This is a genomic window from Variovorax sp. BGA-UO-ETr-C22 (assembly GCF_059567965.1).
The window spans coordinates 17,596-42,329 of sequence record NZ_JCAQPA010000003.1; the positions used below are offsets into that span (position 1 = coordinate 17,596).

The window sequence follows — 24,734 nt, forward strand, 5'->3', positions numbered from 1 at the left end:
GAACGGACGCTCATCAAAAGAAACGAAATTCAAAAGGTGCGACAGTGCTACTGAACAATTTGCGTGTGGTCGAGGTGGGCCAGGTGCTGTCGGCGCCCTACGCCGGAATGATCTTTTCCGACCTCGGCGCCGAAGTCGTGAAGGTGGAAAAACCGGGTACCGGCGACGATGCCCGCAACATGGGCCCGGCGTTTCGTGACGGCTCTTCCATGACCTTCCACGATGTGAACCGAGGCAAACGCTCGGTGGTGATCGACCTGAAGACTGACGAGGGCCGACAGCAGCTTCTCACGTTGCTGGAGAGTGCAGACGTGTTCGTGCACAACCTGCGACCGGGCGAATCGGAAAAACTGCGCATCGACGCAGCCACCATCACGGCGCGCCTTCCGCGGCTTGTCTACTGCGAGATGAGCGCCTTCGGCCACAAGGGGCCGCGCCGCTTGCAGCCCGGTTACGAACCGCTGCTGCAGGCCTTTGGCGGGCTTGTCAGCATCAATGGCCATGCCGAAAGCCCGCCGTCGCGCATGGGTGCTTCGCTGATCGACCAGGGGACTGCCATGTGGGCCGTGATCGGAATCCTGGCCGCGTTGCAACGACGAGGGAAAGAAGGTGGAGGTTGCGTGGTCAACACCTCGCTGCTGGAGACCGCGATGGGCTGGACGGGGTCGCGCATCCACGAATTCGTCAACCAGGGCCGCACGTCGGAACGCTACGGCACAGGGCATCCCAACCTCGTGCCCTACCAAGCATTCGACGCGCGAGACGGTCAGTTGATGATCTGCGCCGGCAATGATCGACTGTTCACCAAACTGGCCAAGGCGTTGGGCCGTCCCGACTGGTTGGATGATCTGCGCTTTGCCAGCAACCGGCAACGGCTGAAAAATCGCGCGTCCATGGTGGACGAGATCCAGCAAATCGTCCGAGGCCAATGCAGAGACCACTGGATCACGCAACTGGAAGCCGCCGGCGTTCCGGTGGCGTCGGTCAATACCATTCCCGAACTGCTACGCGAGCCGCAGGTGACGGCACTGGACATCATCCGTCCGGTCGGTGATGCGGACTTCGTTCTGACAGGCCTGCCGCTGTCCTTCGACGGCGTGCGTCCCGCCGTCGAGCATGTCGCGCCCCGGCTCGGGGCCGACAGTGCGCATTACTTGAGCACCGAGCATACGGAGGCGAGCGAGCCATGAGCATTGACTTTCACATGCCTGAAGAAGGCATCGCCGTCATCACCATCAACAGGCCGGACAAGCGCAACGCCATGGATGCGGAGCATTACAAGGGCCTTTCGCAGGCTTGGGAGCGTGTGCGCGATGACGCTGCGATCCGGGTGGCCGTCGTCACCGGTGCCGGCGACAAGTCCTTTAGCGCAGGGGCCGACTTGAAGAGCTACATAGGCCGCAAGGTCTCGCTCGACGAGTTCTGGCAGACACAGAAGGACCAGCTTCTCAATCGCGGCCTAGAGATATGGAAACCGGTGATCGCAGCAGTGAACGGTTACTGCTTGGCCGGAGGTATGACGTTGCTGCTGGCAACCGATATCCGTGTCGCCGTGCCACATGCGACCTTCAGCCTGGCCGAGGTGCGACGCGGGATCATCGCCGGCAACGGTGGCACGCAGCGCACCATTGCCCAGCTACCGCGGGCCATTGCCATGGAGATGCTCCTGACAGGTGCGGCCATGGATGCCGACGCGGCCCTTCGCTGGGGTTTGGTCAATCGCGTCGTGCCTCCAGAGCAGTTGATGGAAACCGCTCTTAGCTATGCCCGCACGATTGCGGCCAACGCGCCTCTGGCCGTACAAGCAGCGAAGGAGCTTGCGCTGCGGGCGCCGGAGATGGGACTCTCCAGCGGTCTGCGCATGGAGCAGACCATGCAGAAAATCCTCATGGCCTCTGCCGACGCCCGCGAGGGTGCCCAGGCGTTCTCCGAGAAGCGCACGCCGATCTTCAAAGGCGACTGAGAGCTTGGTGACCAAGATGCAACTCGACAGAACCATGCGAGGCAAATATGTGATCGCGGGAGTGGGTCACACGGCCTTCGGAAAGCTGGGTCTAGATACGGTAACGCTCAACGTGCAGGCCTGCGCCGCTGCTCTGGCCGACGCCGGCGTGGAGAAAGGCGCGGTGGACGCACTGTTCCTCAAAGTGCCTACCTCCAACCGCGAGATTCTGTACGGCCAAAAAGTGGCCGAAGGCCTGGGCATCCAGCCGCGCTGGGGTGGCGCTTGGGATCAGGGCGGCGCTGCCAACATCACGTTGATCGCGATGGCGATGATGGCCATCGATACCGGGCAGTGCGAGATCGCCTTGGTGAGCTACGCGGACAACCCGCGCAGCGGGAGCGCCGCCGTCTACGGTCGGCCACGTGGCAACGACTCGCTTTACGGATGGTTTTCGACCGCCGCGGGATACGGAATGATCCACCGCCGACACGTCATCGAGCACGCAACGCCGCCCGAGGCTTTTGCTGCAATCGCCATGGCCGCCCGTCGCCATGGAGCAGGCAACCCGCATGCCCAACTGCGGTCGCCGCTGAGTCAGGAGGCGTACATGCAGTCGCCTTTCGTCGTCGATCCGCTGCGACGGGACGACTGTTGTCTGGTCTCGGACGGTGGCGCTGCCGTGGTGGTGATGAGCGCCGAGAGGGCGCGCAGCCTTCGCGTGGACCACGCCGTACCCATCTTGGGGTTGGGCAGCGGCCAGACTTCCTGGGAGCTTGCGGCGCGGGAGACGCTCACGTCCACCGAAGCGGTCCGATCCGGTGCCATTGCCTTCGAAATGGCCGGCATGCAGCCGAGCGACATCGACGTGGCCCAGTTGTACGACTGCTTCACCATCACCCCACTGATGACGCTGGAGGACTATGGCTTTTGCCGCAAGGGTGAGGTGGCCGATTTCGTGGCTGGGGGTCGCATCGAGTATGGCGGCGACCTCCCCATCAACACCAGCGGTGGCTTGCTTTCCGAAACTGGCATGCCGGGCATGCAACTCATTATCGAGGGCGTGCGACAGATCCGAGGCATTGCCCGGCTCCAGGTCCGAGGCGCAAACGCCTGCGTGGTAAGCAACCAGGGCGGCACCATGCACACGCACGCCACCCTTATTCTAGGGAGCTGACATGTCCTCCGATCTGCTCAAAGCCGACATCGACGCGATCAACGCCCCTTACTGGAAAGGCCTGATGGAGGGGCGTCTACTGTTTCAACGTTGTTCCGGCGGCCACGCCTGGTTGCCCGCGCGCGCGCTCTGCCCCACTTGCTTGTCGAAGGAGTGGCAGTGGCAGGCCGCAGCAGGCAATGGCCGCATCCTGAGTTGGGTGATCTATCACCATGCCTACCACCCTGCGTTCAAAGAGCGCCTGCCTTACAACGTTGCCCTCGTGCAGCTGGAAGAGGGTCCGCGGTTGCTGACCAATATCCTCGCGTCCAACGATGCGCTTGCGCCGGACCTCGCCGTGCGTCTGGCCATTGATACGTCGGCAGCGCAGCCGCTGGCCACGTTCGAACTGGAGGACAGCAAGCCCCCAGTTGCAGTCTCTGCCTGATCACCTTCGCTGCGTCGAGCACCATCGCCCCGGAGCGGCTGCGGATGCGCACTTCCGCAAGTCGCCCTGACCGTCGTGGTGCCGACGCCTGGCACTTTCACAGCACTCGTTTCTCGGTTGCTGCTGCCATGTTCCGCGATGGGTGCCGTCGCTGAGCTCGGAGCCGCAAATGTCTAGATTGAGACTGATATCCGACAGCCCGAGCCATCGGAGCAGCTGTTGCACTCACCACCCGGACTCCGTCTGCCCGGCAAATCCCAAAGTCGCAGCCAATCACTGCAGACGTGGTCTCTTGCTCAGAACGCGTGGCGGATACCGAGGTCGTAGCCCGTCGAGGTCTTCGGCGTGAAGCCTCCCGCAGTGACAAATGCGGGCCCACCCACCGTCAGGGCTGCGCCATTCTTGTTGTTCAACCGAGCGATCGTGGCGTACAGCGCGGTTCGTTTCGACAGGTTGTGCACGTAGCCGATGGTCAGCTTGTTGGCCTTGGGGTCCGCGACGCGCGGTGTGAACGGGGTGTGGGGCTGATTCGCATCAAACCTGACGCCGGCATAGGACGCGCGGATCAGGCCGACACCCACCGGCACGGTCACGCCCAGCAGGTACCCGGTGAGGTCGATGTCGGGGCGACCGCCCGCGACCGGCGTGACTGCGTAGTCGATCTTGTTCGTGGCGCGAGACAACTCACCGAACAACTTCACGGGACCGAAGTCGTAGGAACCGCCCAGGTTCACCGTGTCGACCTTGGTCGTCGTGCCGGCGTAGAACTGGTCCCCGATGGTGCTGCTGCCATAGGACAGCGCAACGTCCAGAGGACCGTTGGCGTAGCCGAAGCGTCCACCAACGTAGCGCCCCTGCCGCTGGGTGTTGGCCACGTCGGGCGTTGCCAGGCCAGGGCTGTACTTGGTCTTCTCGGCGAAGCCGTACATCACCTGGCCATAGAAACCACCCAGGTTCGGCGGCAGGAAGTAGCCGACGGTGTTGCTGGCGCGAATGTAGTTGTTGGTGCCGACGTTGGTGAACGGTGCGGTAGAGGGCGCGGGCGTCCCGAAGTTTCCGAAGCTGGCATTCGCCGACAAGATCAGGTTCATCCCCACGCCGTTGGTGGTGAACGGATCGAACACGACTTCATTCCAGACGGTCGGGGTGAGATCGCGACCGAGACGGATTTCACCGAAGCTGCCCGACAGGCTGACGGTCGAGCGGCGTGCGAACGTCGCAACGCCCTGCTGCCCGTCATCGTTCGAAATCGGCGCCTCGAGCCAGAAGCTCGCCGCCAGGCCGCCGCCCAGGTCTTCCGTGCCTCGGAAGCCCATGCGACTGGTGTTGTAGGCGGAGTGGGCGAGTTCACTTCGGCTTGTCGTGACACTGCCCTTGTTCACGTAGAACGGCTTGAGGACCGTGGCGCCGTTCAGGTCACGTGACTTGTTCGAGTAACTGCTGACCGACGCATCGACCACACCGAACACGGAGACGGACGACTGGGCCGAGGCCACACCGGCGACAGTCAGAACAGCCAGGGCAACGAGAGTTTTTTTCATTGTGAGGTTTCCAGGGTTGGGCAAGAAGCGCCGATGCGAAGGGTTCGCCATGAGGGGCACTGGTGTGCTTTCATGGGAGCCCGGGCCCACCTTCTTTTGGAAGTTTTCACCGTGGCGCCGGCGTTGATTCACGTGGGCAAAGCAAAGTGCGTGAGGCTGCGTGCGCAATCGCTCTTTCTTTGCATGACCCGAGGGGTGTTCGAGTCAACGGGACTCTAGGCCGCCCCCCTGAAACGAACCATCGTCTGATCAGACGTATCACCCGGCTCGAACGCAAGGGCCCAAAACCGTCGCATCCGACGACAGGGATTCCATGGGCGACAAAGCGCCCGGCATCGATGAATTCGAGCCGCCCGTCCTCCCCGGTTCTTTCGTTTCATCTGCCATTGGTCATTCGAGGGTTCGCAAATATACTTAGTCGACTTATAATTTATCAGACCTTCGCATCACGAGCTGTCCATGCCGTCGCCATCGCTTCCTTCGCCTGCCTCTTCCGTCCGGGCACCTCCCCGGGCGTTGATGCATGCCAGCAAGTTCGATCTCCCGGGCGACAGCGCGTCACGGATCCAGCGCCGCGTGGTCATCGAGCGCGTCGACCGCGCCCCCAACGCCAAGCTGGTGTTGGCGCGCGCACCTGCCGGCTTCGGCAAGACCACGTCCCTGCGCCAGATCCATGACCATCTGCAGGCGCGCGGCGTCTCGACGGCGTGGATCACGCTGGATGCGGCCGACAACGACACGCCGCGCTTCGTCCACGTCATCGCCGAGGCCGTTGCCCGGCTGCAGATCGCCGAGGAAGGGCACCACCACGCGTGCGACACCGATGCCGTCGCGCTGCTCGCGCGGGAAGGCCCGCCGTTTGCACTCTTCCTGGACGAATTCGAAGTCTTGCAGTCCCCCGCCGCGCTGGCGCTGTTGCGCGAGATCGTGGGTCGCCTGCCGAACAACGGCCGGCTCGTGATCGGCTCGCGCAACCTACCCGACCTGGACCTGGGCCGTCTGCGCGTGCGCGGCCTGCTCCTGGAAATCGACGTCGAAGCACTGCGCTTCAGTGTGGAGGAAACGCGCGACTTCCTGAAGACGCGCGGCCTGCCAGCGCTGCCAACCGACGTGCTCGCCATGCTGCACGCGCGCACCGAAGGCTGGATCGCGGCGCTCATGCTCGCGGCAATGGCGCTCGAACGGAATGAAGAGCCGGCCGTGCTGGTGCAGCGGCTGACAGGCTCCGGTGGAGCCATCGCCGAGTACCTGGCCGTGGATGTGCTCGATCGACAGACACCGGTCGTGCGCGAGTTCCTGCTGCGCACCAGCATCCTGCGCGAGCTGAGCCCATCGCTGTGCCAGGCGCTGTATCCGCATGCCGACTGCGCCGCCATGCTCGCGCATCTGCACGCGTCCAGCCTGTTCCTTCTGCCCGTCGAGACCGCGGGGCTGGAGCCGCACTACCGGTTCCACAGCCTGTTTGCAGCATTCTTGCGGGCACAACTGGAGCGTGACCATCCGGGTGAAGTGCTGCGGCTGCACCTGGCCGCTTCTTCATGGTACGAATCGGTGGAACGCCCCGTGCCGGCCATCGACCATGCGATCGAAGGCGGGGACTTCCCGCACGCGCTGACCCTGCTCACGCAACACGCGCAGCGCTTTCTGGAGGACGGCCGCATGCGGCTGCTCGCGCGCTGGTTCTCCGTCATCCCGCGCCACAGGTTGCGCGAGCACCCGTTGACGCAGGCCATCGAGGTCTGGGCCGTGCTGTTCACGCAAGGAGCGAACGAGGGACAGGCCTTGCTGGCCGACTGCGGGATCGCGACCAGCGACGACACCGTCATCGGCGCCCATGTGAACGCCTTGCGGCCCCTGCTGCTGGCCATGCAGGACCGCTATTGCGAGGCCCACCAGATCGGGTGCGAGGGCATGGCACGACTCCCCACCGGCGTGACCTTCGCCGATACCGTGTTGACGAACTGCATGGCGCATGTCACCGCCGTCCTGGGGAAGACGCACGAAGCACAGCGGCTGCTCGACTCGGCCCGCAATGCGCAATACGGCAGCGTTTTCAACCGCATGTACACGGAGTCGACCGAGGGCATGCTGGACTTCGATCGGGGGCTGTTCAGGCAGGCCGTGGCGCGTTTTCGGATCGCGCTCGGCTGCACGCGCTCCGGCGCCAACCGCTATACCGGCGGCAATGCCTGGGCCGGCGTGCTGTACGCGAGCGCGATGTACGAGGCCAATGAACTGAAGGCGGTCGAGCGCCTGTTGAACGTCTACCTGCCGCTGGCCCGCGATGCCGGGTTGCCGGACCACATGATCGAATGCCACGCGATCCAGTCACGGCTGCTGTTCGGGCGCGGTGACGTCGACGGCGCGCTGCGCATGCTCACCGAACTGGAGACGCTCGGGCACCTTCGCAGGCTGCCACGGGTGGTGGCTTCAGCCAGGCTGGAACGTGCCTGCCTGCTGATCCGGCAGGGCAACGCGTTCGGCGCGCGCCTCGAATTGGACCGCAGCAACGACCGCGCGGTATGGGACCGCGTGGCGTGCCAGCGGCTGCCCGCCCATGAGCTGCTGGACATCGAGATCAGCCGCTTGAGCTGGGAAGTCAACTTCGGCGATCCGGCCGAAGCAGCGCGGTGCATCGAGACCATGTTGCCGCAAGCGCAGGCCGAGTCGCGCATCCGTCGGGCACACAAGCTGCGGGTGCTCCTGGCCATGGCGCTGTGGCGCCAGGACGGCACGCAGGCCGCGGCGGTCGAGGTGTTGGGCGACGTACTCCTGGAAGGCAGCCGCGAGGGCTTCATGCGCCTGATCCTCGACGAGGGCCAGGCTGTCGCGGGCCCATTGAACGCCGTGTTCCAGGCCCGAAGCCGGGCACCGAAGCTGAACGAAGATCCGATCCTGCTGGAGTACTTGCAACGCCTGCTCGCTGCGCTGGGAGGGGACGAACAGGCCGACGGGCCGGACCCGACACCGTCGGTCGAAACACCCTGGAAGGGAGACGCGCTCACCAACAAGGAGGTGCGGGTTCTCAAGCTGCTGGCCGAGGGCTACTCGAACGGCGCCATGGCCGACAAGTTGTTCGTGGCCGAAAGCACGGTGCGCACACACCTTCGCAGCATCAACACGAAGTTGTCCGCCCACAACCGCACGCAGGCGGTGTCGATCGCTCGTCGATTCGGCCTGGTTTGCTGAAACGACAACGTGCTCAGGCGGTGGCCGGCGCGAGCTGTTGCACAGCCCAGCCGTCCAGCGCCCCGGCCAGATCCAAGCGGCTTCCGGCGCGCGGCCGCGCCGCCGCAGAGCGCGAGAAGCGGGGTGCCGGCGCCGGCTGTACCACGCCGTCGAGCGTGACGAAAGTGCTGCGCGCGCGGTTGTGCGGATGAGCCGGCGCCTCGTCCCAGTCGAGCACCGGCGCAAAGCACGCATCGGTACCCTCCAGAAGCACGCGCCACTCGTCGCGGGTGCGCGTTCGAAAGACATCGATCAGCCGCAGCTTCATGAGCGGCCACTGCACGCGGTCCATCTGCTGCGCCGCGAACGATTCGTCGAGCCCGCACAACTCGCACAAGCGGCAAAAAGACGCCGACTCGATGGCACCGATGGCCACGAACCTGCCGTCGGCGCACGCGTAGGTGTCGTAGAAGTGCGCGCCGCTGTCCAGCAGGTTGCCGCCGCGCTCGCCGGACAAGCCCCCCGCCGCGTTCATGCCGTAGAACAGCGAGGACAGCAGCGCGACGCCGTCCGTCTTCGCTGCATCGACGACCTGGCCACGGCCCGAGGCACGCGCCTCGTGCAACGCAGCGAGCAGCCCCACGGCGAGCAGCATCGCCCCTCCGGCGTAGTCACCCAGGTAGGTCAGCGGGGGCGGCGGCGCTTCCCCCGGCCGGCCCATGGCGTGCAACGCGCCCGTCAGGGCGATGTGGTTGATGTCGTGGCCGGCAGTGCCGGCCAGCGGCCCGGTCTGTCCCCAGCCGGTGATGCGGCCATAGACCAGGCGCGGGTTGCGGGCGTGGCATTCGGCGGGCCCCAATCCGAGCCGCTCCATCGTGCCGGGTCGAAACCCCTCGACGAGCAGGTCTGCCCGCGCCATCAGTTGCAGTGCCGCGTCGCGGGACTCGGGCAACGACACGTCGAGCGACAACCGGCGCTTGCCGCGCTCGGTGACATCGCACGCGCCATGCGCACTCCCCGGCGGCTCGATGGCAATGACGTCGGCACCAAGATCGGCAAAGAGCATCGCGCAGAAGGACCCGCTCTGCGCGCCGGCCATCTCGATCATCCGCAATCCGTTCAATGGTCCGGCCATTCATTCCTCGCATGGGTTCGCTACGTCTGGTGTGCCCCGCACATCCGCATTGCCAGAGCGGATCTTCGTCAGGCACCGGCGCCTGCGCACCGTCGGATGCGACGGATATGACAACGCTTTTGAGGACGTTCGAATACGTCTGATCAGACGATGGGGCTGCACACAGCCCCTCCCTACACTCGATTGAGCAACCCGCTTGCAGAAGGAGACAACGTGAAGAAACGCGCTTTCGTCAAATGGTTGGGGGCCGCCGCCTTGCCCTCGTTGACGTCGCTCACCTACGGCCAGGAACCCTGGCCCGCCCGGCCGATCAAGATCATCGTCCCCGTGACACCCGGGGGCACCGCCGATGTCATGGCCCGCGAGTTCGGCCGCCGCCTGGGCGAACGTGTCGGACAACCGATCGTGGTGGAGAACCGCCCCGGGGCCAATGGCATTCCGGGCACCGTGTCCGTGGCGCGCGCGCCGGCCGATGGCTACACCCTGCTGCTGACTTTCACGCAGCACATCCAGAACCCGGTGCAATTCAAGGATGTCGGATACGACCCCATCGCCGACTTCACGCCGCTGTCTCGCATCGGTGCGGCGGCGACGGTGCTGGCCACGCGCGCCAGTCTGGGGGCCAACACGGCGAAGGAACTGGTGCACTTCGCGCCAGGCAAGGGACTGACGTTCGGCACCACGGGACTCGGTCCTCAGGTCATCCTCGAGGTATTCAACAAGTCGCAGAAGCTGGGGATGCTCAACGTGCCCTACAAGGGCGAATCGCAGGCACTGACCGACTTGCTGGGTGGCCAGATCGACCTGGCGCTGCTGACGGTGGCCACGGCGCGCGCGCACATCCAGCGCGGCACGCTCAAGGGCCTGGCGGTGATCGCCCCCGGACGCGCGCCTTCGCTGCCCGACGTTTCCACATTCCTCGAGCAGGGCTTCAAGGAGATCAACTGGACAGGCGGCTGGTACGCCTTCATGGCGCCTGCCAAGTTGCCGCCCGAGATCGCGGCCCGGCTGGTGAAGGAGCTTCGTGCCATCAGCGAGGATGCCTCCATGCGCAAGACGCTGGACGACCTGAACATCACGATGAACTGGCTGGACGGCCCGGCGTTTCTACCGGCCATGAAGCGCGATATGGAGATCTGGCGGACGCTGGTCCAGAGCTCGGGCGTGGTGATCGAGCGATGAGCGCCGAACTGCAGGGCCGGACGGCCTTCGTCACGGGCGCTGGCGCCGGCATCGGCCGGGCCACGGCGCTTGCCTTCGCCCAGGCCGGCGCCTGGGTGCTGCTGGCCGACCGCGACGAGCGCGCGCTTGCCGACACCCTGGCGGCGCTGCGGCAAGCCGGAGGCGAAGGGGCATCGATGGTCTGCGACGTGCGCCGCGGCGAGATGGTCGACGCCGCCGTCGCGCACGCAGCCGCACAACGCGGCACTCTCGACTTCGCCGTGAACGCAGCGGGTGTCGAGGGTGCGGCGAAGGCACTGCTGGACGAAGACGACGACCTGTTCGACCAGGTGATGGACGTCAACCTGCGCGGCGTGTGGCATTGCATGCGCTCCCAGATCCGGCAAATGCTGGCGCAGGGAACAGGCGGGGCCATCGTGAACATCGCCTCGGCCGCGGGGCTGGTCGGCTCTAAGCGTTGTGCCGCCTACTCGGCGTCCAAGCACGGTGTCCTGGGCCTGACACGCAGCGCGGCGCTCCAATACGGCCGCCAGCAGATTCGCGTCAACGCGATCTGTCCAGCCGGCGTGAGCACCGAGATGGCGGGGCGCATCGTTTCCTCGATCGGACAGGAGATCGCATCCGGCGGCGGCAGCAACTATCCGCTGGGCCGCTACAGCACGCCCGAAGAAATTGCCTCCGGCGCCTTGTGGCTCTGCTCGAAGGGCGCGGCCTCCACCCTCGGCGCCGCGCTGACGATGGACTCCGGATTGACCGCGGCATAGACGCCACCGAACACACACTTGGACGAGAACCGAATGACCGCTTCCCGATTGCTTTCCGCGACCTACTGGCGCGCCAGCTGGATTCGCTTTCGCGAACCCGTGAACGAATTCGCCGAGTGCATGCCCCTGCTTCTGAACACGCACGACGGCGTGCAGGTCAGGGGGCTGCACTGGACGCCCCGCTCCAATCCCAGGCCCAAGGTGGCCGTGATCGCGGCCCACCCCCGCGTGGACTTTTCTCAGCACTACGCCTTTCCTGCCTTGCTGCGCGCCGGCTACGCTTGCGTCGGCGCCAACCTGCGGTCCATCAACAACGATCTGAACTGCGTCCACGAGCAGCTGCTGTTGGACCTGGCGGCCTACGTCAACTGGCTGCGCGACGAATGCGGTGTCGAGAAGGTGGTGTGGCTCGGCAATTCGGGCGGGGGCACGCTGGGCTGCTTCTACCAGCAGCAAGCCAAGGCCAAGCCCTCCGAGCGGCTGCGCCAGACGCCAGCCGGACGGCCGATCCCCCTGGCCGATGTCTCGATGCCGCCGTTCGACGCCATGATCATCACGGCCGCCCACATCGGCCAGGGGCTGGTGCTCAACGAGACCATCGACCCGTCGGTGATCGACGAGCACAACCCGATGCTCACCGATGCATCGCTGGACATGTACGACCCGGCCAATGGATTCCAGCCGGCCCCGCGGTGGACCCGCTACGACCCCGACTTCCTGGCTCGCTATCGCCGCAAGCAACTGGAGCGCGTCGCACGCATCGACGCGCTGGCACATTCGCTGATTGCCGAGCGTGGCCACGGCGAGGCCCTGTGCAACTGGCCGGGCTTCGAGAACGCCCCGCCGTACCTGCAGCGCGCGGCCATCCAGCAAGCCACTTTCACGCCGGTGATCACCACCTACCGGACCATGGCCAATCCGCACTACGTGGACAACAGCATCGACCCGAGCGAGCGCGGCTACGGCAGCCTCCTGAGCGACCGGCCGGACATCATGAACTTCCAGCTTCTGGGCTTCGGGCGACTGCAGACGCCCGATGCCTGGCTGTCGACCTGGTCGGGCCTGAGCAGCAACGCCAACATCCCGAAAACGGCCGCCGCGGTGACCGAACCCGTGGTCGTCGTGCACACCGGCCGCGACCTCGACGTGTACCCGTTGACCCACACGAAGACCATCATGGATTCGCTGGGCAGCAGCGACAAGACCCTGTTCGAGTTTCCCCACCGGCTGCACTATTTCGAACCGGAAGGCGACGAGCCGCAGAACGCCGGCGCGCTCGAGCAGATGGCCACGCTGCTGCCCTGGCTGCAGGCGCGCTGCCCGCTGTGAGTCGCGCCGGCGCGCGCTCCTGGCACAGGGTACGCCCTCTCGGACCGCACGTCGCATGACCGGACCGGGTCGTGCACGGGGCGGCTCTGAGAAAATGGAGGACATGTCGAAACTCACAGCGGCGCGCGAAGCCGAAATTTCCGCCCGGTTGCTCAAGCACTGGCACGAAGCGGTGCCGAACGACCGGATGGCACATCTGGTCAAGGACAGCGCTCGCAGCTTCCTGCGCTCGCTGCAGGCACGGCTGGCCACACACGGGGTGTCGCTGGGGCACTGGACCTTCCTTCGAATCCTCTGGGAGCATGACGGCCTGACGCAGCGCGAGCTCAGCCAGGAAGCCGGCGTCATGGAACCGACGACGCTCATCGCGCTGCGCGCGATGGAGTCGCAGGGCTACATCACGCGGGAGCGGATGGAAGGCAACCGGAAGAACCTGTATGTCTTCCTCACCCCGGCCGGCAAGGCCTTGAAGAAAAAGCTCGTACCGCTGGCCGAGGAAGTCAACGGCCTTGCGATGCGCGGCCTCGACGAGGCGGCCGTCGCCAGCACCCGCCGCAGCCTGCTGGTCATGCTGGACAACCTGGCCAGCGACGAGATGCTGTCAGGGTCAGAGACCGACAACAGCGCGCTGTAGACGGCTTCACCGCCCTCAGATCGGCGACGCAGGCAGGTCGATATCGCGGCCTTCGCGCGCGGACGCCAGGAGGGCCAGGCACACCTCGAGCGTGGACCTCGCCCACGGCCCGTCATGCAAGGCCGACACACCGTGCTGAACTGCGGCGCAGAGCTCATCGATGACCTCGTGGCGAGGCACGGCAGGTGCGGGAAGCCGAACGAATTCGCGGCGCGCGTTGGCGTAGACCCAGACACCGTCAGGCATCGGCCGCAAATCGGCCTGGTCGCAAGACACCACGACCGACCCGAAGTGCTGGTAGCGTGCCGGGGCCGCCATCGGCGCCGGCCGGTAGGCAGGTCCACCGTAGGTGCTTGCCGCCTTCGCGCTCGCCTCCTGCGCCGCATCGTGGATGTCGGCCAGCCGCCTGCGTGCAAGGCCGTAGTCCTGGGGGTCCTTGCTGGAGCCCATCTCGCCCGTCCAATCGCACCACTCGTCCGAGTCGAAGTGACCGTAGCCGCTGTAGGCCAGGCTGGCGAAGGCACCGCCCTCGAACCACAGCAAGGCGGTGTAGGCGCCTTCGGTCGGCCGCTTCGGATCCCAGGCCCCGGTGATCGCACGCACCTTGACCACGGGACTGCCCGCCAGCAACCGGACGATGTCGACCTGGTGCGCAGCCTGGCTGAAGACAACGCCACCGCCGGCATCGGTCTGGAGTTCCTCAGGACGGCGGGGGCGGTAGAGAAAGTCGGTGTAGTTCAACGCCTGGATCATTCGGACGCGGCCGACATCGCCTTCGGCAATGAGGTCGCGCGCCTTGGCGTAGGGGGCGTCGAAGCTATGGCAATGCCCGACGATCAGCCGCACGCCGGCTGCGCGACAGGCCTCGATCATCTGGTCGCACTCGTCCAGCGCGAGCGCCATGGGTTTCTCGACCAGCACGTGCTTACCGTGCGAGGCAGCGATGCACGCATGCAACACATGAAACTGATGGGGACTCGCGATGTAGACGACCTCGACAGACGGATCGGCGGCGAGGCCTTCCATGTCCGGGTAGACCGACGCGCCGAAGTCGCTGGCGAACTGCGCCCGTGCCGACTCGCGCGGATCGCAGGCAGCCACGAGCTGCACGCGCCGGTCCTGAAGGAAGGTCGGCAGCATCAGCGTGAACGCACGGCCCAGGCCGGCAACGCCCAGGCGGATCGGACGGTGCGCGCTCACAGGTCGAGCACCAGCGAGGGCGACTTCGCGCGCGAAACGCAGATCATGATCTGGCCGGACATCTCTTCGGGCATCAGCACCATGTCGCGGTGATCCGCCTCTCCCGCAAGAAGGCTCGTGCGGCAGGTGCCGCAGGTCCCGCTTTCGCAGGACGATGGTGCGCGGTGGCCATGCGCCCGCAGCGCGGCCAGGATCGACTGGCCCACCGGGACCTCGAGTTCGACCTGCGAGCGAGCGAGCACGACCTTGAACGGTCGGTCGTCGGGCTTGACCCCGCCGCCTTCGCTGAAGCTCTCGAAGTGCACATTCTGGGGCGACCAATGCCCGGTCATGTCGCGCACCGACTCCATGAGCGGGCGCGGGCCGCAGCAGTAGACGTGTGCGCTGTTGGGTTTCTCGAGCGCCGGCCAGAGATCGAAAGACCTCGACGGATCCCCGTGGTCATGATGGATGCTCACGTTGCGACGCCACTGCGAGCAGGTCAACTCTTGCGCAAAGGCAGTCGTCTCGGGCGAACGTGTCAGGTAGTGGAGCTTCCAGGGCACCGGAGCAAGCTCACCGAAGGACCGAATCATCGACAGAATGGGCGTGATGCCGATGCCGCCTGCGATGAAGAGATAGGCCTTGGCGTTGCCCGTCAGCGGAAAGGCGTTGTCAGGCGAGGAGGCCGGCAGCATGTCGCCATCTCGTGTGCCGTCGTGCATGCTGGCCGAGCCACCCTGGCCATTGGCGTCGCGCTTGACCGTGATGACATAGTGCGTCCGGTCCGCGGGGTCGTTGCACAGCGAATACTTGCGCACGGCGCCGCTGGGCGTTTGCACCTTGATGTGCGATCCGGGCGTGAACGCCGGCAGCAGGGCCCCTTCGGGATGCGCGAGTTCGAAACTCCGGATGCCCTGTGCAACGTCGCAGATGCGAACGATGCGAAGCGGCATCGGCGTTTCGGCGCTGGTTTCGATGGTCATCGTCTGTGCCTCATTCAGGCTTGAGGTTCGCGAGCTTCGCCGCGGCGGCGATGCGCTCGGCCTCCGCGCGCAAGGCCTTGGCGAGCTGGCCCGGGCCTTCGCCGATGGGGTCGACACCGGCCTTCTGCAGCTTGTCCACGACGTCGGGCTGCTTGACGATCCTGGCGATCTCGGCGCTGATCCTGTCGATGGGTTCGTGCGGCGTTCCGGTCTTGGCAAGCACGGCGACCGTGAATGCGAAATCGAAGCCGGGGATCTGCTCGGCCAGGGCGGGTACGTCGGGCGCCAACGGCGAACGTTTGGACGAGTTGATCGCCAGCAACTTCGCCTGGCCGGCCTTCACAAACCCCATAAGCGACGGTGGAGATGCGAAGACCAGGTCGACATCGCCACCAATCATGGCGGGCACGGAGTTGCCGCTTCCGCGAAACGGCACGTGCATCGCCTGGATTCCCAGGCCCGCCTTCATTGCTTCGGCCGTGAGGTGGTGGATGCTGCCGATGCCCGACGATCCATAGTTGAAGGCCGCGGGATTGGCCTTGGCCTGTGCTACCAGTTCGTCGAGCGTGTTGGCCTTGACCCGCGGGTTCGCTGCCAGGAAGAGCGGAGCGATGCCCACGAGGGACACCGGCGCGAAATCTCTCTCAGCGTTGTAGGCAGGCTTTTGCGTCATCAGCGGCGTGATCGCCAGCATGGCGCCGTCGCTGACCAGCAAGGTGTAGCCGTCGGCCGGCGACTGCGCGATCGTGACGGCCGCAACGGCGCCACCGGCACCAGGCTTGTTCTCCACGACCACCGGCTGGCCAAAGGCCGTCTGCAAGCGGTGCGCGAGCACGCGCGCCACCGTATCGGGCAGGCCGCCCGGCGAGTAGGGGACGACGAGCCTGATCGGCTTCGACGGATAGGGCTCGGCGTGCACGTACATGGCCGTTCCGAGAACGAGGCTCGCCACGGCCACTCTGAGCAAGGGTACGCAGTTCAAGACGTGTCTCCTAGATGCTGTAGGTCTCGTACGTGGCGGGATGAAAGAGCTCTTCGACTGGGACCAGGCGCGAGGACAGGCCTTGCGAATGGTGATGACGCACGAAAGTTTCGAGCGTCTTGCGGGCAGGCGCGACACCGTAGGACCAGTAGTCCTCGCCCATGGTTTCTCGCGCGGCCTTCAGTTGCTCTTCCACGAACGGCAGGGTGACCTTGGTCGCCGAGGTGTCAGCCAGCAACCCCAGGGCCGCGGCCTTGGCCTGCGTGAAGGCCTTCTGCACCGTTGCCGGCAACCAGCGATGCTGCTCGGCCAGCTCCTTGCGAATGCCCACGACATGCATGATCGGGAACACGCCGGTGCGCTGGTAGTAGTCCTTGGCGACAGCCGTCGGATCGTCGAAGAGCCATCCGACGTTCGGGTTGTCCAGCGCCTGCCTGCCCGGCGGGCGCGGGGCGATGAAGCCGTCGATCTCCCCTCGGTCGAGCAGCTCGGAGATGGTCGTCCCCGCGGGAGCCTCTTCGACACGCACGTCTGCAGGCAGTTGCAGCCTGACCTTTTCCGGACGCCCGGGTGTGTCGATGCCGCCGCGCACCCAGGTCACGTCTTGCGGGCGCACACCATGGTCGTCGTGCAGGATCGCGCGCGCCCATACGTTGGCCGTCAGCTGGTACTCGGGCAGTCCGATGCGCTTGCCTTTCAGATCCTCCGGGCGCTTGATGCGGTCCTTGCGCACATAGATCGATGTATGGCGGAACGCGCGCGACAGAAACACCGGCACGGCGATGTACGGGCACTCCCCTCTTGAGTGCTTGACCAGGTAGCTGGAGAACGACAACTCGGTGATGTCGAAGTCCTGGCTGCGCATCGCCCTGAAGAACATTTCCTCGGGGTTCAGCAGGGAGCAGACCGGCGTGACGCCGTCGATCTGCACACGGCCGTCGAACAGCGCGCGGGTTCGGTCGTAGTCGCCCATGGCGATGGACAGTTGAAGCTTGGTCATGGTGTCAGCGGCTCACAAGATAGGAAGGTTCGAACTCGGGATGTTCCTGGCCGTCGATCCAGGTGAAGCGCGCTTCGTAGTCGCGCCAGTCCGTGGTCTTGGGAACCACGGCCTGGAAAGCGCACACACTGGGCGGAACTGCGTCCTCACCAGTGCCGATGGCGGGCGCCCCGTTCTCAAACGCTCGCACCGCGTCGATCATCTGCCGGCGAAATTCGACGATTGCCAGGTCGCTGGCTCCCAGGCGCTCCTTGCTCCGATCGGCGATCGGCCCCATCGTCACCCACATGGCCACGTCCTGATTGGGAAAGCCGGTGATGCCCGTGAAGTTGCCGGCTTTCATTGCCTGGCGGTCTTGCCAGAATTGGTTGTCTTCATTTCGTAGCGGCCGGTAGCGGTCGTCCAGGTCGACGCCCACTGTCTGGCGCAGGAACTTGCGCCATGTGTCGGTCTCGGGCGTCTGCGCGGGATGGCCCCAGGCGATGAAATAGAACGCGGTGTTCGTGTCGTCGATCGGGACGTTCACGTTCGCGACGTTGTAGAGATTGTTCGGCGGAATCAACGCCGTGCCCGGCGCGACGAACACCGTGGAGCGCACGTAGTCGTTGACGTTGGCGTTCTGAATGGGGCGACGCAGCGCGGCGTAGCGAAAGCCGTAGCTCCCGCGCTCCACCTGCATGCGCGGCGCCTTGTCGGTCGATGGTCGCAGCCAGGTCTTCTGCGTGGCCTTGGCGCTGTCCACACGCGCCGGAACCATGTCCGACGAATGCAGGCTCGAGCTGTGCGCGGAATCGATCGCACCTTCGAGAACCTGGGCCCAGTTGCAAGGCAGCAATGCCTTGGCGATGCTCACACGAACGTCTGCCGACGGGGCCCACGAGGGAGCGCGAAACTCGGGCACGTCGTCCTGCGCACCGAACCAACTCCACACCATGCCACCCCATTCCTTTGCGGGGTAGGCCTTGTGCCGGGTCTTTTCCGCCATGCCGCTGGCAGCCGGCTCGGAGGCCATCTCCAGCACATTGCCGTCCACATCCATCTTCCAGCCGTGGTACAGGCAGCGCAGACCGCCCTCCTCGTTGCGGCCCAGCACCAGCGATGGACCGCGGTGCGGGCAGGCCTCGGCCAACACGCCGACACGGCCATCGCTGTCACGGAACACGACGAGATCTTCACCCAGCACACGCGCCTTCACGGGGGCACCGTCGGGCTCGCCAACCTCCTCGATGAGGCAGACGGGCGTCCAGTGGCTGCGCATCAATCGCCCCATCGGTGCGTCGCCTTCCACGCGGCACAGCAGTTCGTTCTCTTCTTTTGTCAGCATTGGAATCTCTATCGGGAAAGGGAAATGAGGTCAGTGGGCGGCGGCCGCAATGAACGGCTTGATGTGGCGGTGCACGACGATCGGTACACCGCCCAGGCGACGCTTGCACATCCAGTGCGCCAGCGCCGAATCGAGATAGTCCGCATGACCGGGAAACCACGCGATGAGTTCGTTCGCAAGACGGCGAGCGGCTTCGAAATCTCCACACGCCACACGGCGTTGAACGCCAGCGATCGACCGCATGACCGCCGCATGCTCATCGACATGGCACTCCCGTGCGGGGAAGTCCGTCTCGTGCATCCATCTGTCTTCGGCGCCAAAGTGCTCTTTGGCATTCGATGCCAATGCATCGAGTGCATCGGCGACCACATGGTCCCCGGCCTCGGCCAACGCGTTCACGAGGACGATGAACTCGTCATGGAGGCGATCCATGGGTGCGTAGCCCAGCGGCAACGCCCCTTGGTCGACGAGAGGTATCGATCTTGAACTGGACATGGTTTTTGACTCGATCAGCTGAGTAATTTTGTTAGTCATCTAACTATATTCAGAGATGTCAGTTCCGTCAATATCATTAGTCGACTAACAAAATAGCTTTCAATCCTGCCCGAATTGACATCCCTTGCGAACCAAGGAGGGACTCGCTCAATTCGCGGTTTCGGTCTGTCTTTCACCGAGTAAGCGGACGAACCTTCGGCATCGAACGACGATGCCTATCGGAGACTTGCGGGAGCGGAAGTCCGCGAGTGGCGAGTAGCAGGCTGACGCACTGCGAGTCTCTCAACGTGCGTGCCCTCACTCTCTGCTCGCTACACCTTGGCGAACGTATCGAAGGCATTCCTATCGAATGGGGAGAGCCCTCGGATGTAGCAGTGCACGTGTGGCTTGTCTTCTAGACAAGCTGGATCCTCGACTGGATACGGCATCAAAGCGCCCATGGCGTGATAGACCAAGGTCTTCACAAACACCAGCGAGGATGGGGATCAGAGAGCCCAGGGCGACGTCAGCTTCGCTCTTGTAGAACCGGGTCCTGGCATCGTGGTATCAGAAGTGCGCTTGGCGGTCATGCATCGCACGCCCTCGTGATTTTCGTGATGGAGCGCTGGCTGGGCACGATGCGGAGTGTTTGAACGGCCTGCGGCCATTGCTATTGGGCCGGCAGGCCAGTGACTCAGGCGTGCGACGCGACGGGCTCGGCAGGCGCAACCGACAAGCGCATGCCGACCGCATGCAGCACGGCCAGCAAGGTCTTGAGCGTCGGATTGCCGGTCGGCGACAGTGCCCGATAGAGCGCTTCACGGGTGATGCCTGCCTCCTGGGCCACCGTCGCCAGTCCGCCGTAGGCCTCGGCCACGTCGCGCAGCGCCAGCAGACCGACCGCTCGATGCTCCGGGTTGTCCAGTTCTTCCAGTGCGGATTTCAGGTACTCGACCGCAAAGCCTCGATCGGCAGGCAGTTCTGCAATGGTGGCCTCGCTATGGGAGACCGAGATGGCATGTTCGCGATTGCTCATCCATTTCTCCGTTTCCAGTCCAGCCAGTATTCCTTGGCCCGTTGAACGTCCGCATCCTGCAAGCGCTTGTCGCCGCCACACAGCAGGATGACCAGCGCCGCACCGTGCCGGCCGATGTACACGCGATAGCCGGGGCCGATGTCCTCGCGCAGTTCCAGGACACCGTCACCGACCGGCTGGATGTCGCCAAACATGCCCAGAGACACCCGTCGGGAACGGATTTCCAGCGTGGCCCGAGCTCGCGCGTCGCGCAGATCAGCCAACCAGACGGTCAGCGGCACCACACCATCCGCCCGCTGCTCTCGCCGGACTTCAATCATGGCTTGGCCTTCATTGCAACTTATAAATCACAGACACGAAGGTGGCCACCTTCATGACGCAAGCTCGGCCGACGCATCGGTCGCGCGCTTGCTGCAGGCGGGACTGCGCGAGTGCCGTCCTTGCGATGCCGAAATGGCTTGTAGACCGCGACCGGGCTCTTGGGCTCCTGTGTCACCGGAGCTGGAGGGCGGTGCGCTTCCTCGCTCATGGGCTTTGACATGTCCCCCTTTCATAGAGGGTGCGGTCATTTTTCTTTTGAACACCCGGGGGCCGCTCCTGAGCTGGGTGACGCGACGATTCCTCGCCGGTCAACGGAGCCTGCGGTGGCGCGATGCATTCAGCGCACGCGCATGACATGCCTTCATCGACCTTCGGCATATGGTCTCCCCGGCCATCCCGCGCATCCCGGCAGTCGCAAAGAAGCAAGCAGATGGCCTGCACGTGATCGACACGATCTGGTTTGGGATTGCCTCCCAGGCATCCCTTCACGTCTGCGACAGGCAACTCGCGCGAGGCTCGTCGCGCGACGGCCGATGGCGTTACCTTGAGGCAGTGGCGAAGACGTACTCTGAATCCGTCATCAGCCGAACTCTGACGATCGCTCGATCCGTGCCCGGAACTGCCGTGCGGCCGGACTGTCGTTCCAGACCACCGCGCCGCCTTCGTCTACGGACTGGCGTCCGTAGACGATCCATGCATCGCAGACGGTGCCGATGGACTCGACCACCTCGAAGCGATCCGCGTGCGCCGCTGCGAAGGACGTGAAGACGATGCCCGCGTTGTAGCGTCCTCCCGTCAGGCCGGCCTGGACCGCGAGCACCGTGGGCTCGTGGACGACGGTCGGCCAGGCGGACAGGTCGGCATAGGTCTGCGTGGCAGGCTGCACGCCCACCCTGGCGGCGCCCTCCCCGCTTCCCATGGTCCGCACCAGCGCCATGGGCTGACTGGGAGAAATGAAGGCATCGACCACCACCATGGCCGTGCGGTAGGTGCCCGTGATCTCGGCAGCCGCAGGATGCACGGCACACTGGAGCAGATAGTCCGCCTCGCCGGCGATCAGCGCGCGCGCACCACGGTGGAAGTCGTCGAACAGCACGATGCGAGAGGCCTGCGCGATGCCATGTGCAGCCAGGTACTGCTGGAGGACAAAGTGATGGTTGCTGCCCTCAGGGCCCAGCGTGGAAAAGATCAGCATGTGTTCGCCCTGGCGGTGGCGCATGGCCGGTGACAACGGTTCGGCCGCGACAGCCGCGCGTGCGACGCTCGCGGCATGCGCGAGACCTCACGAGTGCGGCACCGGCGCTTGTGCATGCGCAAGACGCTCGGCTTCATGCAGACGTCAAGGGCACACCGATGATCTCATCCTCCAGCCGGCAGGTCTCCGTGATGATCAGTTCGTAGAGGGCATGCAGGAACACCGGGCTCACGCCGTGCTCGGCGGCAAAGGCGGCCGCACGGGCCTGCACCACGCCGATGCGATGGGGTTGCATCATCGGAATCGCATGCTCGCGCTTGTGCAGGCCGATCCGGCAGCAGCAGTCGAGCCTGCGCCTCACGGTCTCGAGCAGCGTTCTGTCCAGGCCATCGAGTTCGTCACGCAGCAATTGCAGGATCCGTTGGGCCTCTTCGCTGCTACCGGGGAGGGTCGAAGGCACGTCATGCGCCACGGCCTCGGTTTCATGGCCACTGCTTGGTCGCCGCTGTTCTGAATTCATAGGGGATCTCCTTATTCGAGCTTGATGCCTTGGCTCTCGATGATTTGAGTGAGCGCAGCCGTGTCCGCCTTCACCCGGCGCACCAGCGGCTCGCCCGAGATGCCAGCCGCTTCGTAGCCATGCTGAAAAAGCTTCTGCCGCACCTCGGGCAAGCGGATGACCTCCGCCAGAACTTGGGCCAGGCGCTGGGCGACGGGTGCGGGCAGACTGGCGGGTGCCGCCGCAGCGGTCCAGATCTCGAGTTCGAAATCCTTGAGGCCTGCTTCCTGCAAGCTCGGATAGTCCGGCACGAGGGTGGATCGGCGCGCCGAGGTCACGCCGATCGCGCGCAGCTTTCCGGCCCTGACCTGTTCCTGTGCAAGGCCCGGCGGAAGGAGCGCCAGTTGCAGTTGTGCGCCGATCAGACCCGTGATGACCTGCGGATTGCCCTGGTAGGGCACATGCACAGCGCCGATGCCCGTGCGCGCCTTCAGGAGTTCCATGCCGAGGTGGCCGATGGTGCCGATGCCCGGCGTGCCGTAGCTCCACTGGGTGCCGCCCGCCCGGGCCGCCTCGATGAAAGCGCGGCCGTCCGCCTTCGAGACCTCCGGCGTCGTGGCGAGCACCAGCGGCGCGGTGCAGATGATGCTCAGCGGCATCAGGTCCTTCCGGGGATCGTAGGACGTCGCCGGGTTCAGGATCTTGGCGATCGTCATGTTGCCGTTGATGAGGATACCGACCGTGTGCCTGTCGGTCGACTTGGCCACGATGTCCGCCGCAATGTTGCCGCTCGCGCCGGGATGGTTCTCGACGATCACCGGTTGTCCCAGGAGCTTCGCCATGGGCGCGGCGAGCACGCGCGCCACGAAATCCGGCGAGGAGCCGCCGCCGAAGCCGACGACCAGACGCACCGGCTTCGTCGGCCAGCCTAGCGCTGCCGCTGGCGCCGCGGCAGACGGGGAGGCATCGGAGCGAGCCGCGCCGGACGATTGAGCGCAGGCGATGCTGGCGCAGGCAAGCAGGCCGGCACCCCACAACAGACGTGCGGCCAGCGATCGAAAAGGAAGGAAGTGCATGGCAGAAGAAGTTGGATATCGGAGAGCGAAGTTTTTCTGCGCCAGCGCGCCGAATCAACTGCTGCTTCAGACGCAAAACACCCGCACGTCGCCCCTCCCTTGCGGCTGGGCATCTGCAGGGCCGAAACGCACATAGCGGCAGTTCCCCGTTGCCTGCGATGCAATTTCAATGGTTGGCGTCAGTGACCTGCGGACGTGTGGCGCCGCCGCTACTGCTGTGCGTGATTTGTGCCTTGCTGCTGCAGCGTGTGCTGCAGTCCGGCACGGGCATGCAAACAAGAGCCTGCCTGCGCCCGAGAAAATCAGCATCGCGCGATAACCGCCACCAGGGCGGCGGGCGGCACTCGCACGCATTGGGGGATCGGAGAATATGTGTCTTGCGCCGCGTTCGTGATCGACAGCCGTACCAGAGGAAGCGCGGCTGCAGATCATCGGCCGAGGTTGCAACGACAACCTGACGACATCTTCAGGACGATCTCGAGGTTCATGGCGATGCAGTGGTGCGCGTTTGCAGGCGCACGCTGCCCTGCAGTTGCCGCGCAGTGGGCAGCTTGCCCTTCATCTCTGCCGGCAGCTTGTCCTGGAGCTGCTACTCGGCAACGCCGATCGGGTTGGACCTGCTCTTGAGCGCGAACTCCACTTCCAGGTTGCCCTTCTCCGCGCACAGGATGATGCCGATCGACGGCGCATCGTCGGGCGCGCGCACCTTCTCGTTGAGCAGGTTCAGGTAGAAATCCATCTTGCCTGCGTACGCGGGCTCGAACTTCCCGATTTGCAGTTCGACGGTCACCAGCGATTTTAGGAAGCGGTGATAGAACAGAAGATCGATGAAGTATTCGTTGCGTCCCAGGGTTAGGCGATGCTGGCGGCCTATGAAACAGAAGCCGTCGCCCAGCTCGAGGATGAAGTCGCGCAATTTTTCGATCAACTGGTTCTCGAGCTCCCACTCCTTGACCGCTTGGCGGATAGCGAGGAACTCCAGGTTGTAGCCGCTCTTGAGTGCCTCCTCGGCCTGTTCGGCCAAGTTGGCGGGCAATGCCAGCGGGAAGTTGTGACTCTTGCCCTCGGACTGCGAGCGGCCATGGGCACCTGCCTTGATCCGATTCAGCAAGACGTTGCGGCGCCAGTCGAAGGCGGCGCATGCGCGCAGATAGAAAATCCGCTGCGCAGGCTCATCCAGCTTGCTGAGGATCAGCAGGTGGTGCCCCCGGGTTCTGCGACAAGCTGTCGCAGAACTTCCGGGCGCGCCCGTGGGGTGAATCCTCAAATCCGCAGGATGAGCTTCTGCAAGAGTAGACGGGCTGGACCATCGAGCTAAACCGGCTTAACTCCCCCGCCCAGCGGACGAACATGCGCGCCACGC

The 24,734-nt window shown here is 64.9% G+C and carries 23 protein-coding genes; 9 read left to right on the top strand and 14 right to left on the bottom strand.

All coding sequences use genetic code 11. The annotated features are described in order from the left end of the window. The first annotated feature begins 44 nt into the window (after nucleotides 1–44). The 4 genes from AC57B8_RS00115 to AC57B8_RS00130 are packed head-to-tail and all read left to right on the top strand — an operon-like array spanning nucleotide 45 to nucleotide 3,546. The gene (locus tag AC57B8_RS00115) at nucleotides 45–1,190 is read left to right on the top strand and encodes a CaiB/BaiF CoA transferase family protein (RefSeq protein ID WP_496478244.1); all 1,146 of its coding nucleotides are present in this window, start codon (nucleotides 45–47) and stop codon (nucleotides 1,188–1,190) included. After that, nucleotides 1,187–1,963, top strand: coding sequence for an enoyl-CoA hydratase/isomerase family protein (locus tag AC57B8_RS00120; protein WP_496478245.1), 777 nt, complete (start codon nucleotides 1,187–1,189; stop codon nucleotides 1,961–1,963). The genes AC57B8_RS00115 and AC57B8_RS00120 overlap by 4 nt, the downstream gene beginning before the upstream one ends. A gap of 16 nt (nucleotides 1,964–1,979) precedes the next feature. Further along, nucleotides 1,980–3,119 carry a thiolase C-terminal domain-containing protein gene (locus AC57B8_RS00125; RefSeq protein WP_496478325.1) on the top strand — a complete coding sequence of 380 codons (1,140 nt, stop codon included), beginning with the start codon at nucleotides 1,980–1,982 and terminating at the stop codon, nucleotides 3,117–3,119. Nucleotide 3,120: 1 nt separating this feature from the next. Next, nucleotides 3,121–3,546, top strand: a complete 426-nt coding sequence (locus AC57B8_RS00130) for a Zn-ribbon domain-containing OB-fold protein (RefSeq protein ID WP_496478246.1) — start codon at nucleotides 3,121–3,123, stop codon at nucleotides 3,544–3,546. 296 nt (nucleotides 3,547–3,842) lie between these two features. Here the strand turns inward: AC57B8_RS00130 and AC57B8_RS00135 are convergent, their stop codons facing one another. Further along, a complete protein-coding gene (locus AC57B8_RS00135; RefSeq protein ID WP_496478247.1) occupies nucleotides 3,843–5,087 on the bottom strand; it encodes a porin in 1,245 nt (414 codons plus the stop codon). Between the two features lie 519 nt (nucleotides 5,088–5,606). On the opposite strand from AC57B8_RS00135, the gene AC57B8_RS00140 reads away from it, so the two are divergent. After that, nucleotides 5,607–8,276: a winged helix-turn-helix domain-containing protein gene (locus AC57B8_RS00140; RefSeq protein ID WP_496478248.1), complete on the top strand. Its 2,670-nt coding sequence runs from the start codon at nucleotides 5,607–5,609 to the stop codon at nucleotides 8,274–8,276. A 13-nt stretch (nucleotides 8,277–8,289) separates the two neighbouring features. On the opposite strand, the gene AC57B8_RS00145 is transcribed toward AC57B8_RS00140, so the two are convergent. Continuing rightward, nucleotides 8,290–9,390: a CaiB/BaiF CoA transferase family protein gene (locus AC57B8_RS00145; RefSeq protein WP_496478249.1), complete on the bottom strand. Its 1,101-nt coding sequence runs from the start codon at nucleotides 9,388–9,390 to the stop codon at nucleotides 8,290–8,292. A 213-nt stretch (nucleotides 9,391–9,603) separates the two neighbouring features. Here AC57B8_RS00145 and AC57B8_RS00150 point away from each other — a divergent pair, with 213 nt between their 5' ends. The 4 genes from AC57B8_RS00150 (at nucleotide 9,604) to AC57B8_RS00165 (ending at nucleotide 13,299) form a co-directional block, all read left to right on the top strand. Then, entirely contained in the window at nucleotides 9,604–10,572 is a 969-nt protein-coding gene (locus AC57B8_RS00150; RefSeq protein ID WP_496478250.1) for a Bug family tripartite tricarboxylate transporter substrate binding protein, read from the top strand. Further along, on the top strand, nucleotides 10,569–11,336 hold the full coding sequence (locus AC57B8_RS00155) for an SDR family oxidoreductase (RefSeq protein ID WP_496478251.1): 768 nt from the start codon (nucleotides 10,569–10,571) through the stop codon (nucleotides 11,334–11,336). The genes AC57B8_RS00150 and AC57B8_RS00155 overlap by 4 nt, the downstream gene beginning before the upstream one ends. Nucleotides 11,337–11,369: 33 nt before the next feature. Further along, the gene (locus tag AC57B8_RS00160) at nucleotides 11,370–12,665 is read left to right on the top strand and encodes an alpha/beta hydrolase (protein WP_496478252.1); all 1,296 of its coding nucleotides are present in this window, start codon (nucleotides 11,370–11,372) and stop codon (nucleotides 12,663–12,665) included. A 103-nt stretch (nucleotides 12,666–12,768) separates the two neighbouring features. Next, complete coding sequence (locus AC57B8_RS00165; RefSeq protein WP_496478326.1) at nucleotides 12,769–13,299, top strand: MarR family winged helix-turn-helix transcriptional regulator; 531 nt, start codon at nucleotides 12,769–12,771, stop codon at nucleotides 13,297–13,299. A 15-nt stretch (nucleotides 13,300–13,314) separates the two neighbouring features. Here the strand turns inward: AC57B8_RS00165 and AC57B8_RS00170 are convergent, their stop codons facing one another. The 12 genes from AC57B8_RS00170 to AC57B8_RS00225 form a co-directional block, all read right to left on the bottom strand. Beyond that, the gene (locus AC57B8_RS00170; protein ID WP_496478253.1) at nucleotides 13,315–14,499 is read right to left on the bottom strand and encodes a Gfo/Idh/MocA family protein; all 1,185 of its coding nucleotides are present in this window, start codon (nucleotides 14,497–14,499) and stop codon (nucleotides 13,315–13,317) included. Further along, nucleotides 14,496–15,464, bottom strand: coding sequence for a PDR/VanB family oxidoreductase (locus tag AC57B8_RS00175; RefSeq protein WP_496478254.1), 969 nt, complete (start codon nucleotides 15,462–15,464; stop codon nucleotides 14,496–14,498). Before AC57B8_RS00175 ends, AC57B8_RS00170 begins: the two co-directional genes overlap by 4 nt. 10 nt (nucleotides 15,465–15,474) lie before the next feature. Beyond that, the gene (locus AC57B8_RS00180) at nucleotides 15,475–16,389 is read right to left on the bottom strand and encodes a Bug family tripartite tricarboxylate transporter substrate binding protein (RefSeq protein WP_496478255.1); all 915 of its coding nucleotides are present in this window, start codon (nucleotides 16,387–16,389) and stop codon (nucleotides 15,475–15,477) included. A gap of 67 nt (nucleotides 16,390–16,456) precedes the next feature. After that, nucleotides 16,457–17,446, bottom strand: a complete 990-nt coding sequence (locus AC57B8_RS00185) for a PhnD/SsuA/transferrin family substrate-binding protein (protein WP_496478256.1) — start codon at nucleotides 17,444–17,446, stop codon at nucleotides 16,457–16,459. 4 nt (nucleotides 17,447–17,450) lie between these two features. Next, nucleotides 17,451–18,770, bottom strand: coding sequence for a Rieske 2Fe-2S domain-containing protein (locus AC57B8_RS00190; RefSeq protein WP_496478257.1), 1,320 nt, complete (start codon nucleotides 18,768–18,770; stop codon nucleotides 17,451–17,453). A 30-nt stretch (nucleotides 18,771–18,800) separates the two neighbouring features. Next, complete coding sequence (locus AC57B8_RS00195; protein ID WP_496478258.1) at nucleotides 18,801–19,304, bottom strand: bacteriohemerythrin; 504 nt, start codon at nucleotides 19,302–19,304, stop codon at nucleotides 18,801–18,803. A gap of 634 nt (nucleotides 19,305–19,938) precedes the next feature. After that, nucleotides 19,939–20,280: an addiction module antidote protein gene (locus tag AC57B8_RS00200; protein WP_496478259.1), complete on the bottom strand. Its 342-nt coding sequence runs from the start codon at nucleotides 20,278–20,280 to the stop codon at nucleotides 19,939–19,941. Beyond that, nucleotides 20,277–20,600: a type II toxin-antitoxin system RelE/ParE family toxin gene (locus AC57B8_RS00205; RefSeq protein ID WP_496478260.1), complete on the bottom strand. Its 324-nt coding sequence runs from the start codon at nucleotides 20,598–20,600 to the stop codon at nucleotides 20,277–20,279. The genes AC57B8_RS00200 and AC57B8_RS00205 overlap by 4 nt, the downstream gene beginning before the upstream one ends. A gap of 581 nt (nucleotides 20,601–21,181) precedes the next feature. Continuing rightward, nucleotides 21,182–21,796 (bottom strand): hypothetical protein, encoded by a 615-nt coding sequence (locus AC57B8_RS00210; protein WP_496478261.1) that lies wholly within the window; start codon nucleotides 21,794–21,796, stop codon nucleotides 21,182–21,184. A 133-nt stretch (nucleotides 21,797–21,929) separates the two neighbouring features. Continuing rightward, nucleotides 21,930–22,316, bottom strand: coding sequence for a chorismate mutase family protein (locus AC57B8_RS00215; RefSeq protein ID WP_496478262.1), 387 nt, complete (start codon nucleotides 22,314–22,316; stop codon nucleotides 21,930–21,932). Between the two features lie 11 nt (nucleotides 22,317–22,327). After that, nucleotides 22,328–23,371 carry a Bug family tripartite tricarboxylate transporter substrate binding protein gene (locus AC57B8_RS00220; RefSeq protein ID WP_496478263.1) on the bottom strand — a complete coding sequence of 348 codons (1,044 nt, stop codon included), beginning with the start codon at nucleotides 23,369–23,371 and terminating at the stop codon, nucleotides 22,328–22,330. Nucleotides 23,372–23,960: 589 nt separating this feature from the next. Next, a complete protein-coding gene (locus AC57B8_RS00225; protein WP_496478264.1) occupies nucleotides 23,961–24,638 on the bottom strand; it encodes a PDDEXK nuclease domain-containing protein in 678 nt (225 codons plus the stop codon). Nucleotides 24,639–24,734 lie beyond the last annotated feature (96 nt).